The organism is Salinispira sp. (assembly GCF_059431795.1).
In genome coordinates, this window is record NZ_JBXWXS010000010.1 from 1 (window position 1) to 23690 (window position 23690).

Here is a 23690-nt window from a genome sequence, read left to right on the forward strand (position 1 = left end):
AATTCGATTATGACTGCTTTATTCAAGCGGCACCACCGCACCCTATGTGGGTTAGTTCAACAGCGGCTAAAAGACGTAGCAAGAAGGAAAAATGAAAAAAATCCAATTTACACTCCTTCACACCCGGGAAACGGAATAAAACAAACCCATACCTGAGCTGAGGGATCATATGTTCCAAGGTGCTGATATCCGGTGGGACATGATTTCCGTGATTGCTGTGTACCTTAGCTTCCGATAATATGATGTATCATCATGAAGCCGATTAAAGCGGTGCAGTTTATTGGCTGTAATCTCGCAGGAATCTAACCGGGACTTGACGGAATCCGGTTTTGCAGGCACCATGTACTAACCTCCTGGGTGTGTTTGGTTTAATTCATTACACCACATGGAGGTATTTTTTTCTAAACTGGAAAATCGCTCAGCTCAAGTTCTTGTAACGAAAAAGGAAAAGATTTTCAACGGATTGAAGAATTGGAGCTGGAAAATTGGGCGCTATAGCAAAGAGTTTGAGTCCGATTCGCCTATTGTCACGGTCCGTGAACCGACTGCACCGGCAAAGACCGGCGCCTGCTACGGTCTAGGGCTCAAGACGTTATTACAGACAAAACATATAGGAGTACAGCATGATAGACGCATTAACATCCAGAGAACCGGCAATTTTATGGGAAGAGTTTTCCGCCATTTCCCAAATTCCCCGCTGTTCAAAATGTGAAGAGGGCATTCTTGCATATATAGAATCCGCCGCCGAACAAAGGGGCTTTGAGATCCGCCGCGATTCGGTGGGGAATAGGGTGGTGGTTCTCCCTGCATCCAAGGGCTATGAGCATCTTCCCGGTGTGGTGGTTCAGGGCCATGTGGATATGGTCTGCGAACAGAACGAAGGCACCGGACACAACTTCGAAACCGATCCCATCAGCTTAAAGGTGGACGGGGAGTGGCTGACCGCAGACGGTACCACCCTGGGGGCGGATAACGGAATTGCGGTTGCCTGTATGCTGGCTCTCATGAAAGGGGATTTTCCCCACGGCAGTCTTGAGCTGCTGTTTACCGTGGACGAGGAGACCGGTCTCACCGGCGCCACCGATCTGGATCCATCTATTATCAACCACCGAATCCTTATTAACCTCGATAGCGAAGAAGAAGGGTATTTTTATATCGGCTGTGCCGGGGGCAAGGAAACCATTGGTACGCTGCCGCTGGATTGGGAGCCGGCTCCGGAACATCTTGCAAAAGGGAAAATCAGCATAACCGGTTTGAACGGGGGACATTCCGGCGCTGAAATTCATCGGGAACTGGGAAACTCTTTGCTGTGTGCCGCCAGGGTTCTTCACGAACTCAAAGGTTTTCCCGTCAAACTCTATAACTTTTTTGGTGGTGACAAACACAACGCAATCCCCCGGGAAGCATTCATGGAATTCCTTGTTGATGAGTCCGCCGCAGCCCAAATTCGCCAGCTGGCCAAACGTTTTCAGGATATTTTCAGAGAGGAATTCGGTGAAACGGAAAAGCATATTCAGGTAAGTGCAGAGCTGCAAAGCGGTTCTGAGATTGACTATCCTGAGCGGGTAATCAGTTCTGAATCCCTGGAAACACTGAGCAATATGCTGTACACCATTCCCCATGGAATTCAAGGGATGAGCAGAGCCGTTCCCGGGCTGGTCTCCACGAGTACTAACTTTGCCTCACTTCGGATTGAGGATTCATCGGTAAAAATTCTCACATCTCAGAGGTCAGATATCCCCAGTCAGGTCAGCGATATCTCCAACCGTGTGGCGGCATCTTTCCGCCTTGCGGGGGGCAGCGCAGAGTTTACCCGGGAGTATCCGGGCTGGCAGCCCGATCCCGATTCAAGTTTACTTGCACATGCAGTAAATGCGTATTCAAAAAAGACCGGAAAGCAGCCGATAATAACAACGATTCACGCAGGCCTGGAGTGTGGAGTAATCGGGGCAAAATGCGGCGGAATGGAGATGATTTCTCTGGGACCGGATATACGGGGGGCACATACGCCCGATGAACGGGTGCATATTTCCTCCGCAGAACGGGTGTTTCAGTTTTTTCTGGAATTGCTTGTGTCATTCTGAATATACGGAGGTATCTGTGGACAGAAATCAGGTGTCCTCCGCCCCATACACAGAGAAGTGTGAGATACAGTGATTTTTCCACCAGTTACCGAAATGAATAATTCTGTTCGGAACTGACAGTTAATACATCGAGGATGCTACATGGGTATTCGGAAGCTACAGGTGCTGGCAGCAAAACTGCCCGAAGATTCGCCTCTCCGGGCGGAGATCTTCGAAATTGTGACCAAACTGCGGAACCTCCGGACGGAAAAAGTGGAGCTGAACCAGAGAAACCAGGATCTTCTCAAGCTTCTGCAGGCGGAGCGGAAGCGGCGGAACGATTTGAATGCCAAGGTTCAGACCAACCGCATTACCGGTCTCCCCAACCACACCCGAATGATTCAAGATCTGGGCGAAACTCTCTCACAGGATATTGAGTATTTGGAGGAACACCGGGGAGCGTTGTTTTTTATCCGGCTGGATAAAAGCTTTACCGCCATCCAAACTACTCTGAAACCCCAAATGACCGAATGGATTCTGTATCAAATCGCAAGCCGCATCAGTGAAACCGCCGGGGAGGACGCCCAGATTTATCACAGCCGGGAAAATGAATTCATGGTGATACTCAACGACAATCTGCACATGAAAGAGTATTCCATGATCGGCCGCAAGCTTCGCCAGGAAATACGCAAACCCCATATTCTCACCGGCCATAATATACACATTGACTGCCATATCGGAATATCCCTGTATCCCCAGTTCGGACGGGAAAAAAGCTACCTCCTTCAAAACGCGGATATCGCCCTTCAGTTTGCCGAGGAGCATGGAAAAGAGATTATTTTTTACCATCCCCGTCTCCGGGACCAGGTGATTGAAAAAATGGACCTGCAGAACAGCATTATTAAAGCTCTGGAACAGCAGGCGATACAGGAGATCGGCAAGCAGTTTGAAATCTATTATCAGCCCATCATTCACATGGAGGAGGCCGGGGAGGATGAACCCGGTTCGCTCTTTATTAAGGGGCAGGGACGCTGGAAGATCTCGGACATCGGAGCAGAGGCTTTGATCCGCTGGCATCATCCGGAGAAAGGAACCATAGCCCCCGATCGTTTCATTCCCATTGCAGAAGAAACGGGGCTGATTATTCCCATCGGCAACTGGATTATCTACTCTGTAGCCGAGCAGATTCGGACCTGGCTGGATGATGGGCTGAAAATGTCCGCAGTATCTGTGAACTTGAGCACCCGGCAGTTCCATTCCGACACCCTTACCCATACCGTGCGTACCGCCATGAAAAACAACCGCCTCACATCGGATATTTTCCGTTTCGAAATCACCGAGAGTTCCCTGGCACAAAACCCGGATCAGATGATCCGTACCATGTGGGAGCTCCACGATGAGGGAGTGTACTTTTACATCGATGATTTCGGAACAGGGTATTCAAGTTTGAGCTATGTGCACCAGAGGCCCATCAAACGGATAAAGATCGATAAATCATTTGTACTGAATCTGGGAAGCGAGAAACGGGAGAAGGTCATTATCCGCACGATTATTGCCATGGCCCGAGAGCTGGGCTTCGGTCTGGTTGCCGAGGGGGTGGAGGAGATGGATCACCTGGCGTATCTTTTGGGATACGGTGTGCGGAGTTTCCAGGGATTCTTTTTTGCCCGTCCCATGAAAGCGGATGACTTTGCAAAATTTTTGAGCGATCCTTCCCATTTCAATAAAATTGAGGACCTGTTTAACTGATTTTCCGTGGAATGGGGCTAAATTTGGAAAAACCTTAGAAATATTTTCCACTTTATTTCAAATTCCCGAATACCCCGCTTGACACAATTTGAAAAACCAGCATTAATTATAACATTCCAATAGAATCGCAGGAGGCGTTTCATGATGACAGCTATCCATATCTTTTTCGCGTTGAGAAACCGTGGCGAAGTTGTTGTTGATGATCGTGGCTTCCTGGATTCAGCTCTGACCTCCTACAGAGGCTGACAAAGCCGATTTTTTCCTGACATCAACAATATTCTCCCCCTAATACATTGTGTCGTTGTATCAGTGTCTGTATTTTACTGCCGCACTGTTTGCGTTCTGTCTTGTATCAACAGGAATTCTGTATGAAAGCCTTTCAATCAATTTTGCGTATTCTTCACGCACACCGTTACATGTACATTTTGGCACTTTTGGCCATATCTCTTGGAACGTTTTTTGCCTACAGCGGCCCTCTGGTAATCAAAACCGCCATCGACAGTTTGCTGAACGGCCAGCCGTTGGACTCTTCGCTTCTTGTGGACCGAATTTTTATCCGCCTGGGGGGAATTGAGTATCTTAAAAACCGTCTGCATATTCCGGCGCTTGTGCTCATTGCGATTGTGGCCGGTCAGGGGCTGTTTACCTTTGCAGCTAAACTGCTTGCGGCCAGGGCAGCCGAAGGAAGCATAAAAAAGCTCCGTGACCGTTTGTTCCGGCATATTCAGCGCCAGCCGTACAGGTTTTTTTCCGGAGCCAGTACTGGAGACATCATTCAACGCTGTACAAGCGACGTGGATACTATTCGCCGATTTTTGGAGACTCAGCTGATTGAGATTGGAAATACTCTGGTGATGCTTGCCATTGCCCTGAGTCTCATGTTCACCATTCACATTCCGCTGGCATGGCTGACATTGCCCATTATTCCTCTGACACTGTTTTTCAGCTACTTCTTTTTCAGGAACGTGCAGCGGGTGTTCACCCTGAGCGATGAAAGCGAAGGACGGCTTTCGGCCATGCTGTCGGAGCATCTTACGGGAATAAGGGTTGTGAAAGCCTTCGGCCGGGAGCGCTACGAAATAGACCGTTTCGAGCTGCTGAATCAGGATTACCGGAAAACCACCGGAAAGCTGATTGATTTGCTGGCCATGTATTGGGGAGCCACGTCCATGTTCAGCATGGGACAGGTGGTCCTGGTTCTCACCATGGGGAGCATCTGGGCGGTGAACGGCACGGTGACACTGGGTGTGCTTCAGGTGTTTCTTTCCTATGTCTGGATGATTCTCTGGCCTCTGAGGCAAATGGGGAGGATTTTGGTGGATATGGGGAAGGCCTTTGTCTCCGTGGGCAGGATCAATGAAATTCTCGAATCGGATATCGAGGATATTCATGCCCGGGGGGCTTCAGAACGGATCAGCGGTGCAATCCGGTTCGAGGATGTCCGCTTCGGGTATCCCCGGGACGACGCTCAGGCTGATAACATCCGGTCACATCGGAGGAAAAGCCCGGAGGAGGGAACTCAGCAGCTTCTGAAACCGGTGGAGGATGTTCTTGCAGGGGTGAGCTTTGAAATCAGCGCAGGTGAGACCGTGGGAATTCTGGGACCAACCGGTTCGGGGAAAAGCACGATTCTTCATCTTCTTGCCGGTCTGTATGACGGATACCGGGGGAATATCTATCTAGACGATCGGGAACTGAGGGATATGAATCTCCAGGCATACCGGAAGCAATTGGGATACGTGCTCCAGGAACCGTTTCTGTTCAGCGGCAGTATCAAAAAGAATATCAAAATGGGAAGGGCCGATGCGCTGATGGATGAAATCCGGAGAGTGGCGGGGGAAGCGGAGGTTCACCACGTTATCAGCAGCTTCGAACAGGATTACCATACGGTAATCGGAGAACGGGGGGTAACCCTTTCGGGCGGACAGAAGCAGCGTGTGGCCATTGCACGAGCGATGATCAAGGATGTACCTGTGTATTTGTTCGACGATTCCCTCTCCGCCCTGGATGCGGAAACCGACGCAAAGATCAGAAACACCCTGATCTCCCGGCAGAACCGGGCAACCACCCTGATCGTCAGCCACCGCCTGAGTACCATTGCCGGTGCGGACAGAATCATGGTGCTGGAACACGGACGAATCAGTCAGATGGGAACTCATCGGCAGTTGAGCCGCAGCGAGGGCCTCTACCGCAGACTCTGGGAGCTGCAGAAACGGGGCAGCGAAGGCGACATACTGGTTGGAGCAGAATAATGAAACATCATATTGGAAAGAACAGATTATTGAAAAAACAGCGCAGAGCCGAGCAATTGGCCATGTGGAAGGAACTCCTGGGCTATTCCCTGGAGTTCCGGGGCAAGATTATTGTCCTGGCAATCGTTATGCTGGTGGTTGCTGGTATTGACGTACTGTTTCCTCTCATGACCCGCTACGCGGTGGACAACTTCGTGGTACCCCGCACCACAGAGGGATTGGGGCTGTTCGCAGCGATTTTTGCAGCCATCTCCCTCATTCAGTCTGCGAACGTATACCTCCTGATACATCTGGGCGGGCTGGTGGAGATGGGGCTTGTCTACCGCCTCCGGGAACGGGGATTCAACAAACTTCAGCGGCTTTCTTTCGAATTTTTCGATAAAAAAGCTTCGGGATGGCTTCTGACCCGGATGACCTCAGACTGTCAGCGTCTGGGAGAAGTAATCTCCTGGGGGATCGTGGACATGATCTGGGGGATGGCGATGATGGGGGGAATTGCGTTAGTGATGCTCATCCTGAACCCCCTGTTGGGAGTAATTACTCTATCGGTTGTTCCGGTGCTGGCGGTTGCCAGTTACTATTTCCAGGACAGAATTCTTAAATCTCAACGGTTGGTGCGGAAAAATAATTCCCGGATATCCGCGGCGTTCAGCGAAGGTATTCAGGGTGGACCCACGGTAAAGGTCCTGGCCAGGGAAGAGGAAAGCGCCGGTGAATTTGCCGGCCTGAGCACCCGGATGCGCAAGACATCGGTTATCTCAGCCCGTTTTTCCGCTCTGTATCTTCCTTTGGTGCTCTTTCTCGGTTCGGTGGGCACGGCCCTGGCTCTTGGGTTCGGCGGCGATATGATTCAGCGGGATATCATTACCTATGGTACGCTCCTGGCGTTTATCAGCTACACCATTCAGTTTTTTGATCCCTTGAGTGAAATAGCCCGGGTGATCAGCGAACTGCAATCTGCCCGTGCCGCAGGTGAGAGGGTGCTGAGCATGATCAGGACGAAAGAGAGCATTGTGGATGACCCTGAAGTTATAGACGCATGGGGCACACTTGTGGAGCCCGCCGGCAGGAAATACCCGCGAATTGCCGGGGACATACGCTTCGATAATGTGGGATTTCAATACCGGGGCGGCCAGCGGGTGCTGGAGAATTTTAATCTCCACATCCAGGCAGGTCAGACGGTGGCCCTTGTGGGTGAAACCGGCTCGGGAAAAACCACAATAGTAAACCTGATTTGCAGGTTTTATGAGCCGACGGAAGGGGTAATACATATAGACGGTGGGGATTACCGCTCCATGGGGCTTCCCGCCCTCCGGAAAAACCTGGGCTATGTGCTGCAGAGTCCCCAGCTGTTTAATATTACCGTTCGGGAAAATATCCGCTACGGAAATCTTGAGGCTCCGGATGAAGCGGTGGTTGAGGCCGCTCGTCTGGCCAACGCCCATCACTTTATTATGCAGCTGGAAAAAGGCTACGACACTCTGGTGGGAGAGGGCGGAAGTCATCTTTCCACCGGTCAGAAACAGCTTGTCAGCATTGCCCGGGCCATTCTTGCGGATCCGGGAATTATTGTACTCGATGAGGCAACATCTTCGGTGGATCCGGAAACCGAAGGGCTCATTCAAGGTGCAGTACAACGGGTGCTGGAGAACAGGACCAGTTTTGTTATTGCACACCGTCTTTCCACAATCAGGGAGGCGGACCGAATTCTGGTAATTCATCAGGGGCGGATCCTGGAAGACGGTACCCATGACGAATTGATTGCTCTTCGAGGCAGGTATGCCCAGATGTACCGGCAGCAGTTTATGGAGGAGGCGGAATTCCGCCTCATGGGCGACGCAGGATAAGGATTTCTCAGTTCCGGTGCTTGATAGCCCCTGCAATATGGGGCTATGCTTATGGTTATGAGCAAACTGGGTACCGGAACATTGGAACATAAATTAATCGCCGTGGGATCGGGAAAAGGCGGGGTGGGTAAATCCACCACCGCCTTGAATATTGCACTGCTGGCCGCCAGAGGCGGACTGCGTACGGGACTTATCGATCTGGATCCCCTCTCCAATCTGGGCACCATTCTGGATATTGAACAGTCCCGGCTTTCCCGGGTGAGCTCCGATCCCGCTACCGGGGTGTTGAAGGACTTCAGCCTGAACATTTTTCCTGGACTGGACCTCCTTTTTCCCCACTCCGGGGCGGTTCGCCAAGGTAGTTCAGCTTCCCGGCATAATTCCCTGCCGGAAATTCTTTTTCAGCGCTTCAGCAGCGATCTGGATGCGGGGTATGACTGCATTATTCTTGATTTGCCTGCGGGAATCGTTCAGGAGGAGAATCTGGTACTACTTCCCCATCTGGCAAGGCTTTTAGTGGTGACCAATGCAGAACCCACCAGCCATGTGTCCGCAGGGGGCTATATTAAGGCAGCCCTGGAAGTGAACCCAGACCTCCAGTTCGATATCTGGAATAACAAGTTTGAAGCCGGGGCCGACCCGTCATTCAACCCCCGGGATCTCCTGGGAAATTACAACCGCTATGCGCCTGAAGATCTTCAGCTGGATGGGAATGTTGAAAAACAAATTCGTCATGTTGCCTTTGTCCCCCCGGATCCCGCCCTGAACCTGCTGAAAGCGGGAAATGATTTTCGTCTGGATATGCTCTATAAGATCCGGGAAGCCTTAATGCTCATCCATGAATTGGTTATCCCCGTGTATGATAATCCCCGGCTACCCCTTATTCACCGTCGAATGCTCCGGTACTATCTGCTCAAGGAATATGCCGAACCCCGGGTGGAGCAGGCATTTGAGTATTGCGCATCCCTTTTTTCCATGTCCGTGGACCGGGTGTTTCCCGAGTCGGTTAAACCGGAAGCAGAACGGTATCTAAAGGCGCAGATAACCAATCCTCTGAGATGTTCTGTGCGAGACAGTCTCATTATTATCGATGAAATTCTGGATCTGTATCAGCGGAATCAGGGATTTTCTCCGACCTCAGCTATGTTTCAACAAATGAAACGGGGATTCACATCTATTCAAGGCAGACTTCTCAAAAGCTTCGCGTTGATGAACCGTCTACTCCAGCGTCATCAGGACCCCCGAATTAAGGATCGCTTCGGCGATATTGATTTTACCATGCTGCGTAAAAGCCTGGGACTCTGCTTCTTCCATCTGGGAGTATTAAAGCTCCTTGACCATGACCGGGTGAAGTCTCTCATAGACAAATTTGTCCCCAAAAAAAAGCAGAACGGCAAGATCGTCCGGGATAGACAGCGGCAGATTATGCTGTTACTGAAAAAGGATGACAGCTATCATGAGAGTTATTTCCGTCTTATCAAAAATATGTTTCCCCTGGTGGAAAAACAGCTGTCCCGTTTGGCCCAGAAACATAGTCTTCAGGAAATAATCCTCAGGGATGAAGGGGGCAGAGTGCGCCGGGATGTGTATCTGAATATGCTATCCGGTTTGATGCACGATCTTCTGAATGCGGGGCTGGGCGTTCATGTGGGAATCCGTTTCAATAAGGCTGCCGCCGAGATCCGTAAGGGCTGGTCAAACCTTCAGGAACGTATGGAGATTGACCGGTAAATACTCCCCCCTTTGGCCGGTCTGCTGCCCGGGTACCAGGGCAAAAAATGTTCGCTCAAGTTCGGCCATTAGATTGTCCTTTGGGATTCATCCCCGAAATATATCAAGTTTTCTGAGTAATTCTGAGAAATATCACTATAGCACCCGCCTCTGAATAATTTATAGTAGCACCCTGTCCGATAATATTTTATTATGAAGTCAATGGAACAGGAACACGCGAAGACTGAAACTGAAAATTTTGAGCTGAGAAAAGAGATTGAGGAATACTACCTTCCCGCCCAATTAATTGATGCCATTCTACAGCGGGGCCAAATTCCCGAGGTAACCGAAGAGACCCATATCGGCATTGGATTTATTGATATTGCGGATTACACATATCTCTCGAAATTTCTCACCCCCAAAGAAAACCAGATGCTCCTGAATGGTCTGTATACCGCCTTCCAGAGTGTTCTCCTTCGCAGAGGGGGATACTTAAACAAGATTGAAGGCGACAGCATGATGTTTCATTTCGGCGGCAGCCTGGACCCGAAAATGAAAGGGCTTGAGCTTGAAAAGCAAATTAAACTGATTGCAAAAGAACTGTTTTACTCCTGTATTGAAATGCAGAGGGTGTGCTCCCTTTTCAACCAGGCGAACGATAAATTCCTGGATGCCGGTGCAACCGACAAGGCCAGACAGGCTCTGAAAGATGCCTTTGCGATAATAGAAGCCCTCCGGGCAAAAGGAGAACTCTCTGACAGTTTCAATGCGTTTTTTCAAATTCGAATACGTATCGGTGCATCGATCGGAGAAGTGACCGTGGGCAATTTCGGCCCCGACGGAGCAAAGCAGTGGGATGTAATCGGGTTGCCGGTAATCTTGGCTAAACGGATGGAAACCACCGCCCCGGTGGGAGGGGTGCGGATATCAGAGGATTTCTACAAAATTTTGGACACCTACGGGTACGTGGACTCCTACTGCAACCGCATCCGCAAAGAAGCCCAGCTTCTGAATTCCGCCTACAGGGATATTCAGGATGAAGAGGTGTTTCTTTTTTCCAATGTAAATATTAAAGAGAAGAAAAACGCCCAGTTCAGAAGCTACAGCGTACAGGTAAATCCCAACCTCCCCACAAGTATTGCGGATCAGGTGGAATCCCTGTTGCTCATGAGCGAACCCGGTGCAGAGCGAATTCTCGAGCTGATTCAATACTACCGGGGAAACCGCTATGTAATTAATGCAATTGAGAATCGTCTGAAGCTGAAAGGGGTGAAGATCAGGAAAACCGATCTTCTCCAGTTTATCTTCCCGAAAAAGTACCGGGAACTGATGGAAAAAAACGGCCAGCAAAGCCCCCGGGAATTCGAAAATGATCTGAGCATCCATTTCAGCCTGTATATTCTACTGGACAAGATGGGGACCTATCAGGATATCGTGAAGCAGAATCCTGAGTACGAGCGAAGTGAAGAGCCGTTCCGCAGCTACGAGGAAACGATGAAGGATGAGCGGAGTACGATTATAGAGAACTATAAAAAACGGGAATTCCATATGGTTCAACGGGCGTATTTCTTTAATGTGGTGTTTCCCCTGGTGTTTTCATCCCTGAAAAATGGCATTCTTGAATACCAGATGAGCCAGGTTGAAGAACTGGAAGAGCAGGAACTTGAGCAGCTGGAGGGTGCGCTGGAAATAGAAGAACTGGATGACGTTCAGGATCTTGAACCTCAGGAAGTTCAAGCTGTTGGACTCCAGGATCCGGATGATGATACGAACGTCGAAACCGTGGAAGACTTAGTGGAGCTGGAAGAAGCAGATCCGGAGGGGTAGGTGCGCCCCTCCCCATTTTTACAGGCTTTGCTGCAGTGCGTTTTTTATCCGTCTCCATGCCAGATGTGCTCCGATAATGTTGGGAGCAGAGGGACCCAGGCGGTACATTGCAGCGCTTCCGCTGAGAAAAAGATTGTTCCCCCACATAAGGTTTTCTCCAAGAATCGGGTAGCCCTGAATTGTCCGCAGCTGTTCATTATTCTGTGAACTCTCCTGCCGGAGTTTTTCCAGAAGGGGATGACGGGTGTTCCACATATGAAATCCCGTGCAGAAAATTCTATGTCCTGAATGCCCTTTCACCATATTCTCTTCCATCGGATAGTCCGGTATTATTTCATGCACCAGATCTCCCCGAGAAAGCAGTTCCCGGTATCTTTCAAAAATTTCCTGAGGAATGGTTCCTGAAAATCTGCCCTGGATAATCTCTGCAATGCGCCGTTGATCTCCATCCGATTCCCTTTCCAGGCGATCGAGACCCGGCAGACATTTGGGACCGATATAGCAGGGATCGAAGTCGAAGCGGAAGACTTCCAATGGCCGACGGGTAATAAGCATGGGGTGGGCACCACGCTGAGCAAGGGAAATTGCAAGTTGGAGTGCGGATATACCTCCGCCGATAATTTGGGAGTATTCCGGAATTCTCTCAGGTGCTTCCATATAGACAGGGTCAAACACATGATGATTTTTCGAGTCGCCGATGAAATCATCTTGAGGATACCTAAGCCCGCCGTGATCAAATCCTGCGGCGTAGATCACCGTTCCCGGATACGATGCGGAGGCGGTTTCCACTCCCCCTGCGGGATCTATTGAAATTACCTTGTCGACAACATGGCACTGCTCCAAATTGTATGCATCGACCATGGCCAGCGCATGACGGTTGAACAATTCGAGAGAGGGGCGATGGTAGGGCATGGCGAAGTGATCGCCATGCCAGATATCGATCCCTTCATTCCGGGAATAGTGTCTGAGAGAATGAAAATCCACATGAATACTGTGAGAGCTGTTTGACCTCAGAAACTTCATTCCACAGGCAGCGGTGCGGGAAAACCATGTACTCAAAAGTCTGGGGGCGGGATCAAATATTTGTATTTCATCCGGTGAATACCCCAGTTCATGTTGCAGAGCAATGGCAAAAAAACACCCCTGCAAGCCTCCGCCTATTATCTGTATCATCTGGAAGACTATATCATTTCTTGATGCTTTTGGAAAACTCAGACCATGCGCTGTCCTGCTCCTGCCGGGAGTACAGCCGCTTTTTTTGAATAACCTCTGCCTGGGATCCGCTTTTCCCGGTTGTACGGCCTCCCGAAGCAGCGTTCTTACCCGAGGATCGGCCGTTGGAAAGTTTGCGGGCAGCGGTGGACCGTGAGCCGAATGCTCGGGATCCGGCTGATGTCCCCATGAGGTTTCGCTCTTGCCGGGCACTTTTCCGTTGGGGGCTGTAATGCTCAGGAAGAGCTGCCTCGTTGACCATTCGTCTGTAGATCGATTGCATTTGATCTCCGAACTTCTTCTGGAAACTTTCGTGGCGGCCGGTAATACGGAGAATGAGCTGTCTCAAAATGCCGAAATTCAGAAACGCATGCATATAAATATCTTTGATTCCCAGATTAAATATTACTTGCAGCTCCTTGAACTGGATACGCTCTGGATAGAAAAAACCCACAAGAACGGATTTCATTTCCTCCACATCTTTGAGCTCCTTTACCTGTCTGCTGTTTTGAATAAACGCTTCCGCCACCGTGGATGGTTTTGTCAGCAGGGATGCAAGAAGTACATCCATATCTTTGACCCGCTCATGGATATCGTGCTCGAAGGTTCCTGTCGAGTTAAAAATTGAGGCCAGGTCGGAACGGTTACTTCGGATATACTTGGACATCAGTGGAAGATATGTCCGGTACAATTCTTTCCCCAATTTTTCAACCCGCTGGAGAAACAGAGGTTTGATATTATCCTCATGGATATAGTTGCCCTCTATTTTCAAAATTGTGGGCAGATTTTTATGGCTTTCCGGTTTCAGGTAGGTATCTTCAAACTCTCTGCGGAATGAGGTGAACTCATCACCATACTTTTCCCGCATAGCATCCAGATGGCTCTCAAATAATCCTTCGGCAACCATCAGGCTCTCGGATTTGGATATAATCTCTTCAAGTGCTTTCATATCCTGTTTCCGTTCTTCCGACTGTTTTTTCCGCTCCCTGGCCACCTCAATCTGGGCGTTGAGGAATTCCTTGAGAAAACTGCTGACAGGAAAGAGATCATCCGGGAGTTTTACTTTTCTTTGAGCCTGAAGATCGGCCCGGTGTTCTAAAATTGCAATGCCCAGGGATTTCCAGAATTCGGGATTTTTCGCGGACAGTTTGCTGCGCAGCTCGGTAAGGCTCATTTGCATTACAGATCCCATCAGCGCCAGAAAATTGCTGCTTTGAAAGTATCCCCGGGTCTTCGCTATGTGAATTGTTAAGAGACGCTTAATGGCATTTCGTGTAAACAGCAAACTGTCGCCCGGCTCATTACCCAGCGCAAGGGAAAAAATCTCAGTACCCTGCAGCTGCTTGTTTACATACATGGAGGCGATTGTCTTGAAATCGGAAGGGGTAATATATTCATCGGGAATAATGATGTTTTTATCTTCCAGAACAGATTTGGTGGGCATGGGAAGGAGCACATTTTCAAACACATCCAGGAGCTCTTCATCAAGAAGATATGAATAAAAAATCTGTTCTCCGGGTTCGCAGACAATGATGCCCTTGGATTCCCGGGTGCCGTCATGAATGATCGTGGAGATAATACCCATCCGGCTTTTGCTCAATTTGGCCATGAGACGCATGAGTTCAGCATTCGCATTGGCGGTATCCCGATTGATCATGGAACTGAAGCGGTTGAACGATATGAGGGGTTCCCATACTCTACATAATTTGTGGAAGATGGATCGTTCTACGGGTGTGAAATTTCCCACCTGGGATAGAAATGCTTCCCGCTCTTTCTCGTCATATGTTACAAAGCCCGGTTGAACTAACGACATGTATTACCTCTGTATACAGCAGATAGTATAGCATAAAGCATGCTGCAAACCATAGCAGACAGTATATACTATTTATAGAGGGTTTGATGAGCCCGGAAAAATTCAATAAAAGGATTTTTCCCACAGGCGTGGTTTTCACATTCATTGTTGCAAAATCCTCTCTCTCGTGCATACATTGGACAAAGGGGGAACCGACTCATCATATTTTAATATTCGGTTGATTTGATTATGAAAATGAAACGCCATCATGAGAGCTTCGACTACCTTGAAAAGGTTTACCACGGGACACCGGTTTGGCCCCTGGATCCGGAACGCAAATATCTGATATTCAGCGATCTGCACATGGGCAATGGCAAACGCAACGATGATTTTGCCCCCAACTCACAGATGTTTCTGAAGGTACTCCGGAGTTATCTGGAAAAAGACTATACGCTGATACTCAATGGCGATATTGAAGAACTTCTCAGATTTCCTCTCCAGGAAATCTATGAAAACTGGAGGGAATTTTTTCAACTCCTGGATGCATTCAGAGATGGTCCCGGATTGTATAAGATTATTGGAAATCATGATCTTGAACTTGTGGATGCTAAAAACTATCCCTACCCCCTGTATGAGGCCTTGAGGTTGGAATATAAGGGAAACGAACTGTTTATTTTCCACGGTCATCAGACCATGCGCCGATATCGTGAATACAATCCACTGATCCATTATGCCCTCAAGTATCTGGCGAACCCGCTGAATATCAAAAACTATGCGGTGAGTCATTCCAGTCGGAAACGGTTTACAACAGAAAAACGGGTATATCAGTTCAGCTCGGAAATGAAGATTTTAAGCATTATCGGTCACACTCACCGTCCCCTCTTCGAATCCATGTCCAAATCTGACAGCATCCGCTTCGAAATTGAAAGGCTCTGCCGGAAGTATCCGAAAACATCCGATGAGAAACGGAAGAAGGTGGAACAGAAAATCTCTGATCTGAGAATCCAGCTCAAGTCTGTTCTGGAGCAGGATAACCGTTTTGAGCAGAGAAACAGCCTCTACAATGCCAATCTGGTGGTTCCGTGTATGTTCAATTCGGGTACCGTTGTGGGGAAGCGGGGAATGACCTGTCTTGAGTTAAAAGAGGGAAATATTTTACTGCGTCACTGGTTTGATGCAGGCCGTACGAAACGTTACCTGGAAAGCTATACCAAAAAACCCAAGGAATTGGGGGACTCAGGGATTTTCAAGGTCAAGATGAAAGAAGACAGCCTTGATTATATATTCACCCGCATCAGTTTGCTAGGAGGCCCCGAACTCTCCGGCTGGGCCGAATGAAAAATATTGCACAGGGTAGGCGGCTGTAGTATTCTGCATGCATGCTTTTATGTGTGAATATAGGAAATTCGAATATTGCAATTGGAATCTCTGCCGGGCAGGAATGGCTCAGCCACTGGCGGCTTCGTACTGTGGGGGCCCGTACTAGTGATGAATATGAAATGCTTATCCGTCCGTTCCTCCAGCGTGACGGCATTCCTGTGGAAAAAATCGAGGCAATGGCCGTTGCTTCGGTAGTCCCGGAACTTGTGGATACATTCACCCGGCTCAGCAACCAACTATTGGGAAAAGATCCGTTTTTTGTTCATTCAGGGGTTGATACAGGCCTCGATATCTCCATTGATAATTCCCGGGAACTGGGGGCGGATCTGGTGGCCAACGCGGTTGCGGGGTACCGCCTGGTGAATGAACTGAAGCAGAACATGGAACTGAAAGAGGGAACAAAGGGTGCGATCATCGTGGATTTCGGTACCGCGCTCACCTTTACCATGGTCAGTTACGATGCCAGGATTCTTGGTGTTGCAATTGCTCCCGGACTGAACGGGGCACTGAAGGCACTTGCGGGAGATACCGCCCAGCTGCCCCATGTCAAGTTGGAGGCGCCGTCCAGGGTTATTGGAACCAATACCATAGAATCTATTCAGTCTGGTGTGGTATTCGGTTTCACCGGACTGGTGGAGTCAATGGTGGAGCGGGTGAAGTCGGAGATGGAGGGCCAGGTAGGAGTTGTTGCCACCGGAGGGCTGCATCACGTAATCGGTGACATTAGCAGCTGCTTTGATTACCGGGAACCATGGCTGCATTTAAAGGGAATTAGAGAGGTATACCAGCGCAACACCTGAGTGCAGCAGATGTTTACTCCTTCTGTTTGCCGGTTGAAGGGACCCGGATGGTGAAGCAGGTGCCTTCACCTGGGACTGAACTGCAGCTGATTTCACCGCCCAATCCATCGATCACCCGGTTATACACCGATGTGAGACCCAGCCCGTTAAAGGAGCCGGATTCCGCTGCGCTGAAAAAGGGTTCATATATTCTTTCCTGTGCATCCGGGGGAATACCCCGGCCATAATCTCTGACAGAAATTTCATACTCGCTTTTACCGGAATCTTCTTTCTCCGAAGATAAAACCACATCTACGTCAATCTTTCCGCCTCCCGCTCCAGGATAGGCGTGATCACGGATATTGCTGAACAGATGCTCGAAAATATACAGGGTAAATGCCGGATGTATCCTGATTTTCCCATGGGCTGCCTGCCATCTTTGTTCCCAGTCCCCTTCGCCCAAAATTGTATCTGTGTATTCTTTCAAAGATAGAAAAAAATCCCCGCAGTCGACCTCCTGTTCCCGGTTTCCCGCCAGGGGAACGGCAATATCCTTGAACCGTTCGATAAGCTGCTGGACGCTGTCCAGGTTTCCAGCCAGGAGAGAGCTGGCTTCTTTCAGGCGTATTTCTTTCGTGCTTGGGGTCGGTATTTCCTGCTGCTTCTCTGAAACCTGTAAGTGCTCCTGAATTATCGAAGCCGTGGTGATTGCATTGCCCAGAGGTGTATTGATCCGGTGGGTGAGGCCGGCAATCATTGAAGATACTGCCTGCATAGTCTCTTCCTGACGGGCTTTTTGGGACATCTCCAATAGCTGCCGGGAACGTTCTTCCACCCGCTGTTCCAAATCCCGGTTTAAACAGGCAAGTTGTGCGGTACGTTTTGCAACCTCCCGGCGGAGAAGGACGACAAAGAGGATCAGGAGAAATACCACAAAGGAGGTTATAAGAATTACTGAGGAAAACCAGGGCAGCAGTGTTTCTTCTGTTGAGAGAATCCATTTATTGTAGAGCTCATAATAGTATGAATCGGGATCGTTCTTCAAATCAGACAGCCTTTGGGAAACCAGGCGGGCAAGCTCCCGGTTGCGGGAGGTTTTACTGAATGCCGGATAGCCTGCTGTAGGCTGAAAACTGAAGCCGCTTGGCTTAACCCGGGGGTCATCCAGAACGAACCAGTTATATGCCACCATTGCATATGCCCGGGAGTTAACCACCATATCGGCACCCTGGGCGAAAGAGGCCACCGGTATCTCGATGAACTGTACTCCAAAATCATCCATGGCGCGTCTGAAAGCATCCGTCTGGCTAACTCCCCGTACCAGGGCGATATTCTTATTTCGCAACTCATCTATTCCGGAGAATTGATTATCCTGGCTGATAAACAACTCAGACCAGGCTACGGTACTTGGACTTTCGGAGAAATGAAAAAGATCTTCCCTCTCCTCGCTGCGGGATAGGGATGTGAACATATCGATATCTCCCCGCACCAGCATGGCGTAAATTTCCGGAAAATCGGCAACCACATAGCGTACCCTATAGTCCTCTTCCGTGAGAATTCTGCTGAATAGGTCCACAAACATTCCCGAAGGTTCACCCCGTTCATCCACAAACGTGGTGGGATGAGCGTCGGGCACAATTCCATACACCACTTCCGCGGGCATTCTTTCCTCGCTTCGCCTGGGAGCGTTTTGTGTGTGGATGGCGCTGAGAGCAAAAAGCCAGCAAAGCGCGGCCGGGAGAAGTACCAATGTCAATGGAGTATGTATTGATCTATTCATGGACAATCCGCCAAATTTACATCCTGTTCGATCTCGATCTAAATTCAGTTAAGTCTCCGCTTGGGAATATCACAAGGATATGAGGAGTATTACAGGGAGTATGAGGTTTATTCCATGGGAGATCGTGCAGGTTCGGTTCCATACCCTGGGTTCTGATCGTTGCATCTTTCAGCATTCTGTTCTAATCACGACTCACTGATTCAGAATGATCACCTCGACTCTCCGGTTTCTGGCTCTCCCCTCTGCAGTGGAATTATCTCCCACAGGTTCTGTACCGCCCCTGCCTTCAAAACGGATTCGACCGGCCTGAATACCCCGTTCAATGAGAAGCTCGCCCACTCTCCGGGCTCTTGCCTGGGAAAGCTGCTGCTGTCCCCGTGGGTTTCCAATATCTGCAGTGTGGCCGATAATCAGAATCCGCCGCTGGCCGCTTTGTGCCAGGATTTCATGGAGGCTGTCCACCCGGGAGATCTCTCCGGGGAGAAGCTGATCGCTGTCTGCGGCAAATTTGATATCCGGTATGTTCAGCTTCAATCCCAGCTCATCCTTGCTGACCTCAATATTTCCGGAATCTGAGGGAATAATACTGGGAAGGTCGGGGAGGGCGGAGAGTCTGGCTTCATTCGCTGCCTCAGGAGATGGGGTCGAAGCAGGGTCCTCTTGCGTAGAGGAGGGAGCTGGGGCATCGGGGACAGGAGCGGGGCCCGGGGGATCGGAGACAGGAGAGGGGCCTGAGCTATCGGCAGCAGATGCAATCCCCCGCAGAAAATGGGGATCCTGGAAAATCGGCCGGGGAGTTCGGATCCAGGTCTGCCCGAAGCCTTCCAGGCGTATAATGTTCCCGGATTGGAGCTGATATTGTTCGGTCAGGGTATTGCTCATAAAGATTTTAGTTCTTTCACCGGGAAATACCGCAATGCGCACCCGGTTACTCCCCTGGACCCGGAATCCGGTGAGCCTCCCGTCGCTGCGCAGGGCGAAGTCCGCATCAATAAAATGAACCATGCTACCCAGATATTCACCCGTCCCCTGATAGATATAGCGGACATACACCTGAACGGGGGTGAACTCGCCCCTTCCTACCGGATCTACCAGTCTATAGGCAAAGGCCTCATAGCTGTAACCCGTCCGGGGTATGCCCGGGCCATCCAGACTGCGAAGGGTCGCCCTGGGCAGGAGGGGGAAATTCCGGTACTCGGGGAGCTGAGTCAGATGCCGGGGATATGAACCGCTCAGGGGTTTTTCGATGTAGGTCAGCTCCTCCAGATTTGTAGTCCGGCTGCTTCGTGAATCCACAGCTGCCATGACGGTACGCAGATCTCTGGTGGTTTCATTGCTGTGCCAGAAGTTGCTGTGGTACTCGCCGTCTATCCGGTTCAATTGACCGGTTATTTCGCTGTAGCGAAGGCCCTGGTAGCGGTTATCTTGGTATACTCTGATATTATACCTGCTGAGGTAGGTGCTCTCTTCGGGAATCATTACCGCAAGTTCTGGCTCCTGGCCCGCCGCAGGTGCCGATACAAGGGCAGCAAGGACCGAAAAAAAGATGAAGAATATCGCGGTAGCAGGATTGATCTTCCCATCTGTTACAAAGGACAATAGTGTACTGTTGTTGGAATTCATGAGCCCCCCGGGCTATTCTACCAGCTTTAGGAGGAAAAAACATGCCGGGAACTTCAAAATACACCTGGATTGCTACCGCCGGAATTATTGCTGCCGTGGTATTAATTATTCTTGCAGTCACCCTGATGGTGAACCGTGGAAAACAGTTTGTGGAGACAGAAATGGATGTCGAATTCAGTGACGCAGAATTGGATTTGCGCAATATTACGGAACTTGAGATCAGGGGAGTGTGGGATGTACGCATTTTACCGGCGGAAAACGGAGCTCAGCGGGTTGCCCTGAACGCTCCCGGGGAAATCATCGATGATATCCGGACCCAACAGGATTCCCAGCTCACTCTGCCGGCACCCCGAGGCTTTCGGGGCTTTGCCAAAGAAATGCGGGCAACGGTGTACCTGGATGAGCTTTCCCGGATATCTGTTGAAGGTGCTTCATCTGTTGATATTACCGGTATGAACCTGGATACCCTGGAACTCCGACTGGAAGGTGCGGCCAAAATTCGGGCGGAAGATTGCGAATTTAACGATATTCGTATGAAAGCCGAAGGGGCAGCAGACGTGAACCTGGAAAATTCTCTCACCTATACTGCAGATCTTCGTATTGAGGGGGCTGCAAAAGTTTCCATACGAATGGACGGGGGACCCATCAGCGGATCTCTCGATGGAGTGGGGAAGGTCCGGTATACCGGAACTGTCTCGGAAAAGGATTTTCGCATAGACGGTCTGGGAAGTTTCGAGTACTTTGACTAAAGGGCTGTAAACAAATTTCAGATGTTGAAAATGCAGCCGATGAGAAAGAAGAAACAGGGATGGGGATGGAATGCAGCGCGGAGTGCCCGGCTGCATCCATGCTTCGAAAACAGTCCCTGACTTTCGTCAGGAGGAATCATGACCGTTGAACAAAAAGACCTTTTGAGCGAACTGCTTAATGACAAAAACTTTCTGGGCGCCGCCCAGTATTTGAGAGAACTTGAACTGGAAAAGGCCGAACGGTCAGCCCGGATGGGCGCAGTGGTTTCCGCCGTTATTCAGGATCTTGGCCGGGCCAGGAGCGGCGGTGACCGGGAGAGGGTGGTGTACCTCCGTTCGGTGCTGGCGTGGCTTCTGAAAGAATATCCGGGGCTGGCATCCATATACCGGGAGCAGCTGCGGATTGCCACTGGAAGCGGAGACATCTTTCCTGAATTCGCACGGGGAGTGCGGAATATGCAGGATGTATTCAGCGGGAAAAAGACTGTTCAGGAAGGGATGGAAGATGCCGCCGAACCAATGGAAGGCTTCGCCGAACAGGCCGGGGAATTTATAAAAGACGGCTTGAATCAGTTTGGATCTTTTTTTTCAAAAATGAATGAGAATATGAACCGGGAAGGCTCTTCCAGAAATTCGGGTACAAAAAACGGTACAAGCCAGACAGCTGAAGACTCCAAGAGCTCATGGAACGGGGATGATGAAGAATCCCGACCTGTGGATATAAATATAGAGGACGCGGATGACCCGCTACCCCACGATATTCACGATGCCGACGGGAGATAAGAACAGGCTGAATTGTAGCGTTTTCCTCCCCCGTTTACCGGGTAATTCTCACTGCCATTGCGTAGTAGAGTTTCTTCGGCAGGAGTACGGGAATCTTGGCAATTAGCCGATTAAAAAATCCTGGTATTGCGATAATTTTCCCAGGCTTCTTTTCAAGCATTTTTAGAGAATACTCCGCCACCTGAGAAGCGCTTTGCCAGCGTACGATACCCCGGTTCCGTTTCTCCCGTTCCCACTCGGGCAGCTTGTCATGGAAGTCGGTGTGGGTAAACCCGGGCAGTAGAGCCTGCATCCGAATACCCCAGGGACGAAGCTCCAGGGCAAGCGCCTCAGTAAAGCGGGTAAGAAAGCTCTTGCTTGCCCCGTACATCACACTCTTGGGCAAACTCTGCTCTCCCGCTACCGAGCTTACGTTTATCACCCTGCCTTCCCCTCTTTGTTGCATACCGGGGATTAGTCCCCTGCACAGACGAACCACTGCGCTGCAATGGACCTGGAGCATGCCCATTTGAGCTGCCTCGTCATCCTGAAGAAAGTCTTTTCCTGCACCGTAGCCCGCATTATTAATGAGGAGATGGATTTCATGCCGGTTGCCCAGATTTATGAGTTCATCGATTACAACGTCTTCTCTCAGGTCGCCCATGACAAGTTCATGTCTGCCAGGGTATAGACGTTCCAGTTCTGCCTTCAGGGGAGTGAGCTTTTCCGCCCGCCGTCCGTTGAGGATCAGGAAGTATCCCTGAGAGGCCAGACGTCGGGCAAACGCCGCACCAATTCCTGAACTGGCTCCCGTAATAAGAGCCCATTTGCGCTCCCCAACCTGATCGGTTGTTGTGGATTCTGACATGTCATTCTCCCTGCTTCTCGTTCTATGGTTCGCGGCAATTGGACGTGATGCCGGTCTTCAGCTGTTCTCCAGTGCCTGCTGAATATCCTGAATGATATCAGCGGCATCTTCAAGACCCGCTGATATCCGTACGAACCCATCACTGATACCTACCGCAGAGCGATCTTCTACGCTGAGCTTTGAATGGGTGGTGCTTGCAGGATGGGTTGCGATACTCCTGCTGTCACCAAGGTTTGCAGTAAGGCTGATCATTTTCAGGTTGTTTAAAAAGCTGATGCCTGCTTCGAGTCCCTGTTTCAATTCAAAGCTCACCATTGCCCCCCCCCGGCGCATTTGTTTGAGGGCGGTATGGTAACCGGGGTGGTCTGGATCATGAGGGTATTTAACCCATGAAATCTCCGGCCGGGTTTTCAAGAATTCAACAATGTTGACCGCATTATCCGCATGACGCTCCATCCTCAGACCGAGAGTCTCCAGGCTCTTTGAGAGAATCCAGGCGTTGAACGGGCTGAGTGCCGGGCCGCTGTGGCGGGCGAAAAAGCGGATCGGTTCTATGGCCTCTCTGCTGCCCACCAGCGCACCGCCCAGGCTGCGTCCCTGTCCATCGATAAATTTCGTGGCGGAGTGGCCGACAATGTGTGCTCCGAAATCCGCAGGATTCTGGAAATAGGGGGTGGCGAAACAATTGTCCACGTTGAACAGAATTTCCTGTTCCCGGCACACATCTCCAAGCATTTCAAGATCAATAATATCCAGACCCGGATTGGATGGGGTTTCACAAAAAAGCATTTTGGTATTGGACCGGATTGCGTCCTCCCACGCCTTTCGGGGATGTTCCCGGTACTCTTCACTGCCGATATCCACGTAACTGTATTCAATTCCCCAGCGGGGCAGGATCTGAGTGATAATTTGATGGGTTGAACCGAATATCGATCGGCTTGCCACCAGATGATCCCCGCTGTTCAGATGTGCGAGAATGCTGACAAACATTGCAGACATACCGGATGCCAGGGGAACTCCGTCTTCGCAGTGCTCCAGCACCATCATTTTGTGAATGAACTCATCGGTGTTGGGGTTGCTGTAGCGGCTGTAAATATTTCCCCGGCTTTCCCCGGCGAATAAATCCCGGGCTTCCTCTGCGCTTTCAAAGGTGAAGCTGGAGGTCATATAAATGGGAGAGCTGTGCTCGTGCATGTCAGCAGAAGGCATTCTGTTGCGGATTGCAGATGTATTGAACCCCCGTGCACCGGAATGCCCGTTGTTTGCCCGTTGTTCACTCATGGTATGCCTCCTCTCA

Annotated in this window: 16 protein-coding genes; 10 read left to right on the forward strand and 6 right to left on the reverse strand. The window is 50.2% G+C overall.

The genetic code is table 11. The features are described 5' to 3' along the window. Positions 1-623: 623 nt before the first annotated feature. The 6 genes from AC52PS_RS03150 to AC52PS_RS03175 all read left to right on the forward strand — a co-directional run bounded on the left by AC52PS_RS03150 (position 624) and on the right by AC52PS_RS03175 (position 11448). Positions 624-2084, forward strand: a complete 1461-nt coding sequence (locus AC52PS_RS03150) for an aminoacyl-histidine dipeptidase (RefSeq protein ID WP_495561580.1) — start codon at positions 624-626, stop codon at positions 2082-2084. A gap of 141 nt (positions 2085-2225) precedes the next feature. Continuing rightward, positions 2226-3812, forward strand: a complete 1587-nt coding sequence (locus AC52PS_RS03155; protein ID WP_495561581.1) for a putative bifunctional diguanylate cyclase/phosphodiesterase — start codon at positions 2226-2228, stop codon at positions 3810-3812. Positions 3813-4180: 368 nt separating this feature from the next. After that, complete coding sequence (locus tag AC52PS_RS03160) at positions 4181-6064, forward strand: ABC transporter ATP-binding protein (protein WP_495561582.1); 1884 nt, start codon at positions 4181-4183, stop codon at positions 6062-6064. Then, the gene (locus AC52PS_RS03165) at positions 6064-7911 is read left to right on the forward strand and encodes an ABC transporter ATP-binding protein (RefSeq protein WP_495561583.1); all 1848 of its coding nucleotides are present in this window, start codon (positions 6064-6066) and stop codon (positions 7909-7911) included. The genes AC52PS_RS03160 and AC52PS_RS03165 overlap by 1 nt, the downstream gene beginning before the upstream one ends. Positions 7912-7968: 57 nt before the next feature. Next, positions 7969-9642 (forward strand): MinD/ParA family ATP-binding protein, encoded by a 1674-nt coding sequence (locus AC52PS_RS03170; protein WP_495561584.1) that lies wholly within the window; start codon positions 7969-7971, stop codon positions 9640-9642. A 201-nt stretch (positions 9643-9843) separates the two neighbouring features. Next, positions 9844-11448, forward strand: coding sequence for an adenylate/guanylate cyclase domain-containing protein (locus AC52PS_RS03175; protein ID WP_495561585.1), 1605 nt, complete (start codon positions 9844-9846; stop codon positions 11446-11448). Between the two features lie 18 nt (positions 11449-11466). Here the strand turns inward: AC52PS_RS03175 and AC52PS_RS03180 are convergent, their stop codons facing one another. Both AC52PS_RS03180 and AC52PS_RS03185 read right to left on the reverse strand, forming a co-directional pair. Next, entirely contained in the window at positions 11467-12621 is a 1155-nt protein-coding gene (locus AC52PS_RS03180) for a hypothetical protein (RefSeq protein ID WP_495561586.1), read from the reverse strand. Between the two features lie 13 nt (positions 12622-12634). Next, positions 12635-14473 carry a hypothetical protein gene (locus AC52PS_RS03185; protein ID WP_495561587.1) on the reverse strand — a complete coding sequence of 613 codons (1839 nt, stop codon included), beginning with the start codon at positions 14471-14473 and terminating at the stop codon, positions 12635-12637. A gap of 234 nt (positions 14474-14707) precedes the next feature. On the opposite strand from AC52PS_RS03185, the gene AC52PS_RS03190 reads away from it, so the two are divergent. Continuing rightward, positions 14708-15790, forward strand: a complete 1083-nt coding sequence (locus AC52PS_RS03190; protein WP_495561588.1) for a metallophosphoesterase — start codon at positions 14708-14710, stop codon at positions 15788-15790. Positions 15791-15843: 53 nt separating this feature from the next. Continuing rightward, complete coding sequence (locus tag AC52PS_RS03195) at positions 15844-16632, forward strand: type III pantothenate kinase (RefSeq protein ID WP_495561589.1); 789 nt, start codon at positions 15844-15846, stop codon at positions 16630-16632. A gap of 13 nt (positions 16633-16645) precedes the next feature. On the opposite strand, the gene AC52PS_RS03200 is transcribed toward AC52PS_RS03195, so the two are convergent. Beyond that, positions 16646-18391 carry an ATP-binding protein gene (locus AC52PS_RS03200; protein ID WP_495561590.1) on the reverse strand — a complete coding sequence of 582 codons (1746 nt, stop codon included), beginning with the start codon at positions 18389-18391 and terminating at the stop codon, positions 16646-16648. Between the two features lie 192 nt (positions 18392-18583). Further along, the gene (locus AC52PS_RS03205; protein ID WP_495561591.1) at positions 18584-20014 is read right to left on the reverse strand and encodes an OmpA family protein; all 1431 of its coding nucleotides are present in this window, start codon (positions 20012-20014) and stop codon (positions 18584-18586) included. Between the two features lie 41 nt (positions 20015-20055). On the opposite strand from AC52PS_RS03205, the gene AC52PS_RS03210 reads away from it, so the two are divergent. Further along, complete coding sequence (locus tag AC52PS_RS03210; protein WP_495561592.1) at positions 20056-20763, forward strand: GIN domain-containing protein; 708 nt, start codon at positions 20056-20058, stop codon at positions 20761-20763. Between the two features lie 138 nt (positions 20764-20901). Then, a complete protein-coding gene (locus AC52PS_RS03215; RefSeq protein WP_495561593.1) occupies positions 20902-21546 on the forward strand; it encodes a hypothetical protein in 645 nt (214 codons plus the stop codon). Positions 21547-21580: 34 nt separating this feature from the next. Here AC52PS_RS03215 and AC52PS_RS03220 read toward each other — a convergent pair whose 3' ends face one another. Further along, complete coding sequence (locus tag AC52PS_RS03220; RefSeq protein ID WP_495561594.1) at positions 21581-22393, reverse strand: SDR family NAD(P)-dependent oxidoreductase; 813 nt, start codon at positions 22391-22393, stop codon at positions 21581-21583. A gap of 57 nt (positions 22394-22450) precedes the next feature. Then, on the reverse strand, positions 22451-23674 hold the full coding sequence (locus tag AC52PS_RS03225; RefSeq protein WP_495561595.1) for a trans-sulfuration enzyme family protein: 1224 nt from the start codon (positions 23672-23674) through the stop codon (positions 22451-22453). Positions 23675-23690 lie beyond the last annotated feature (16 nt).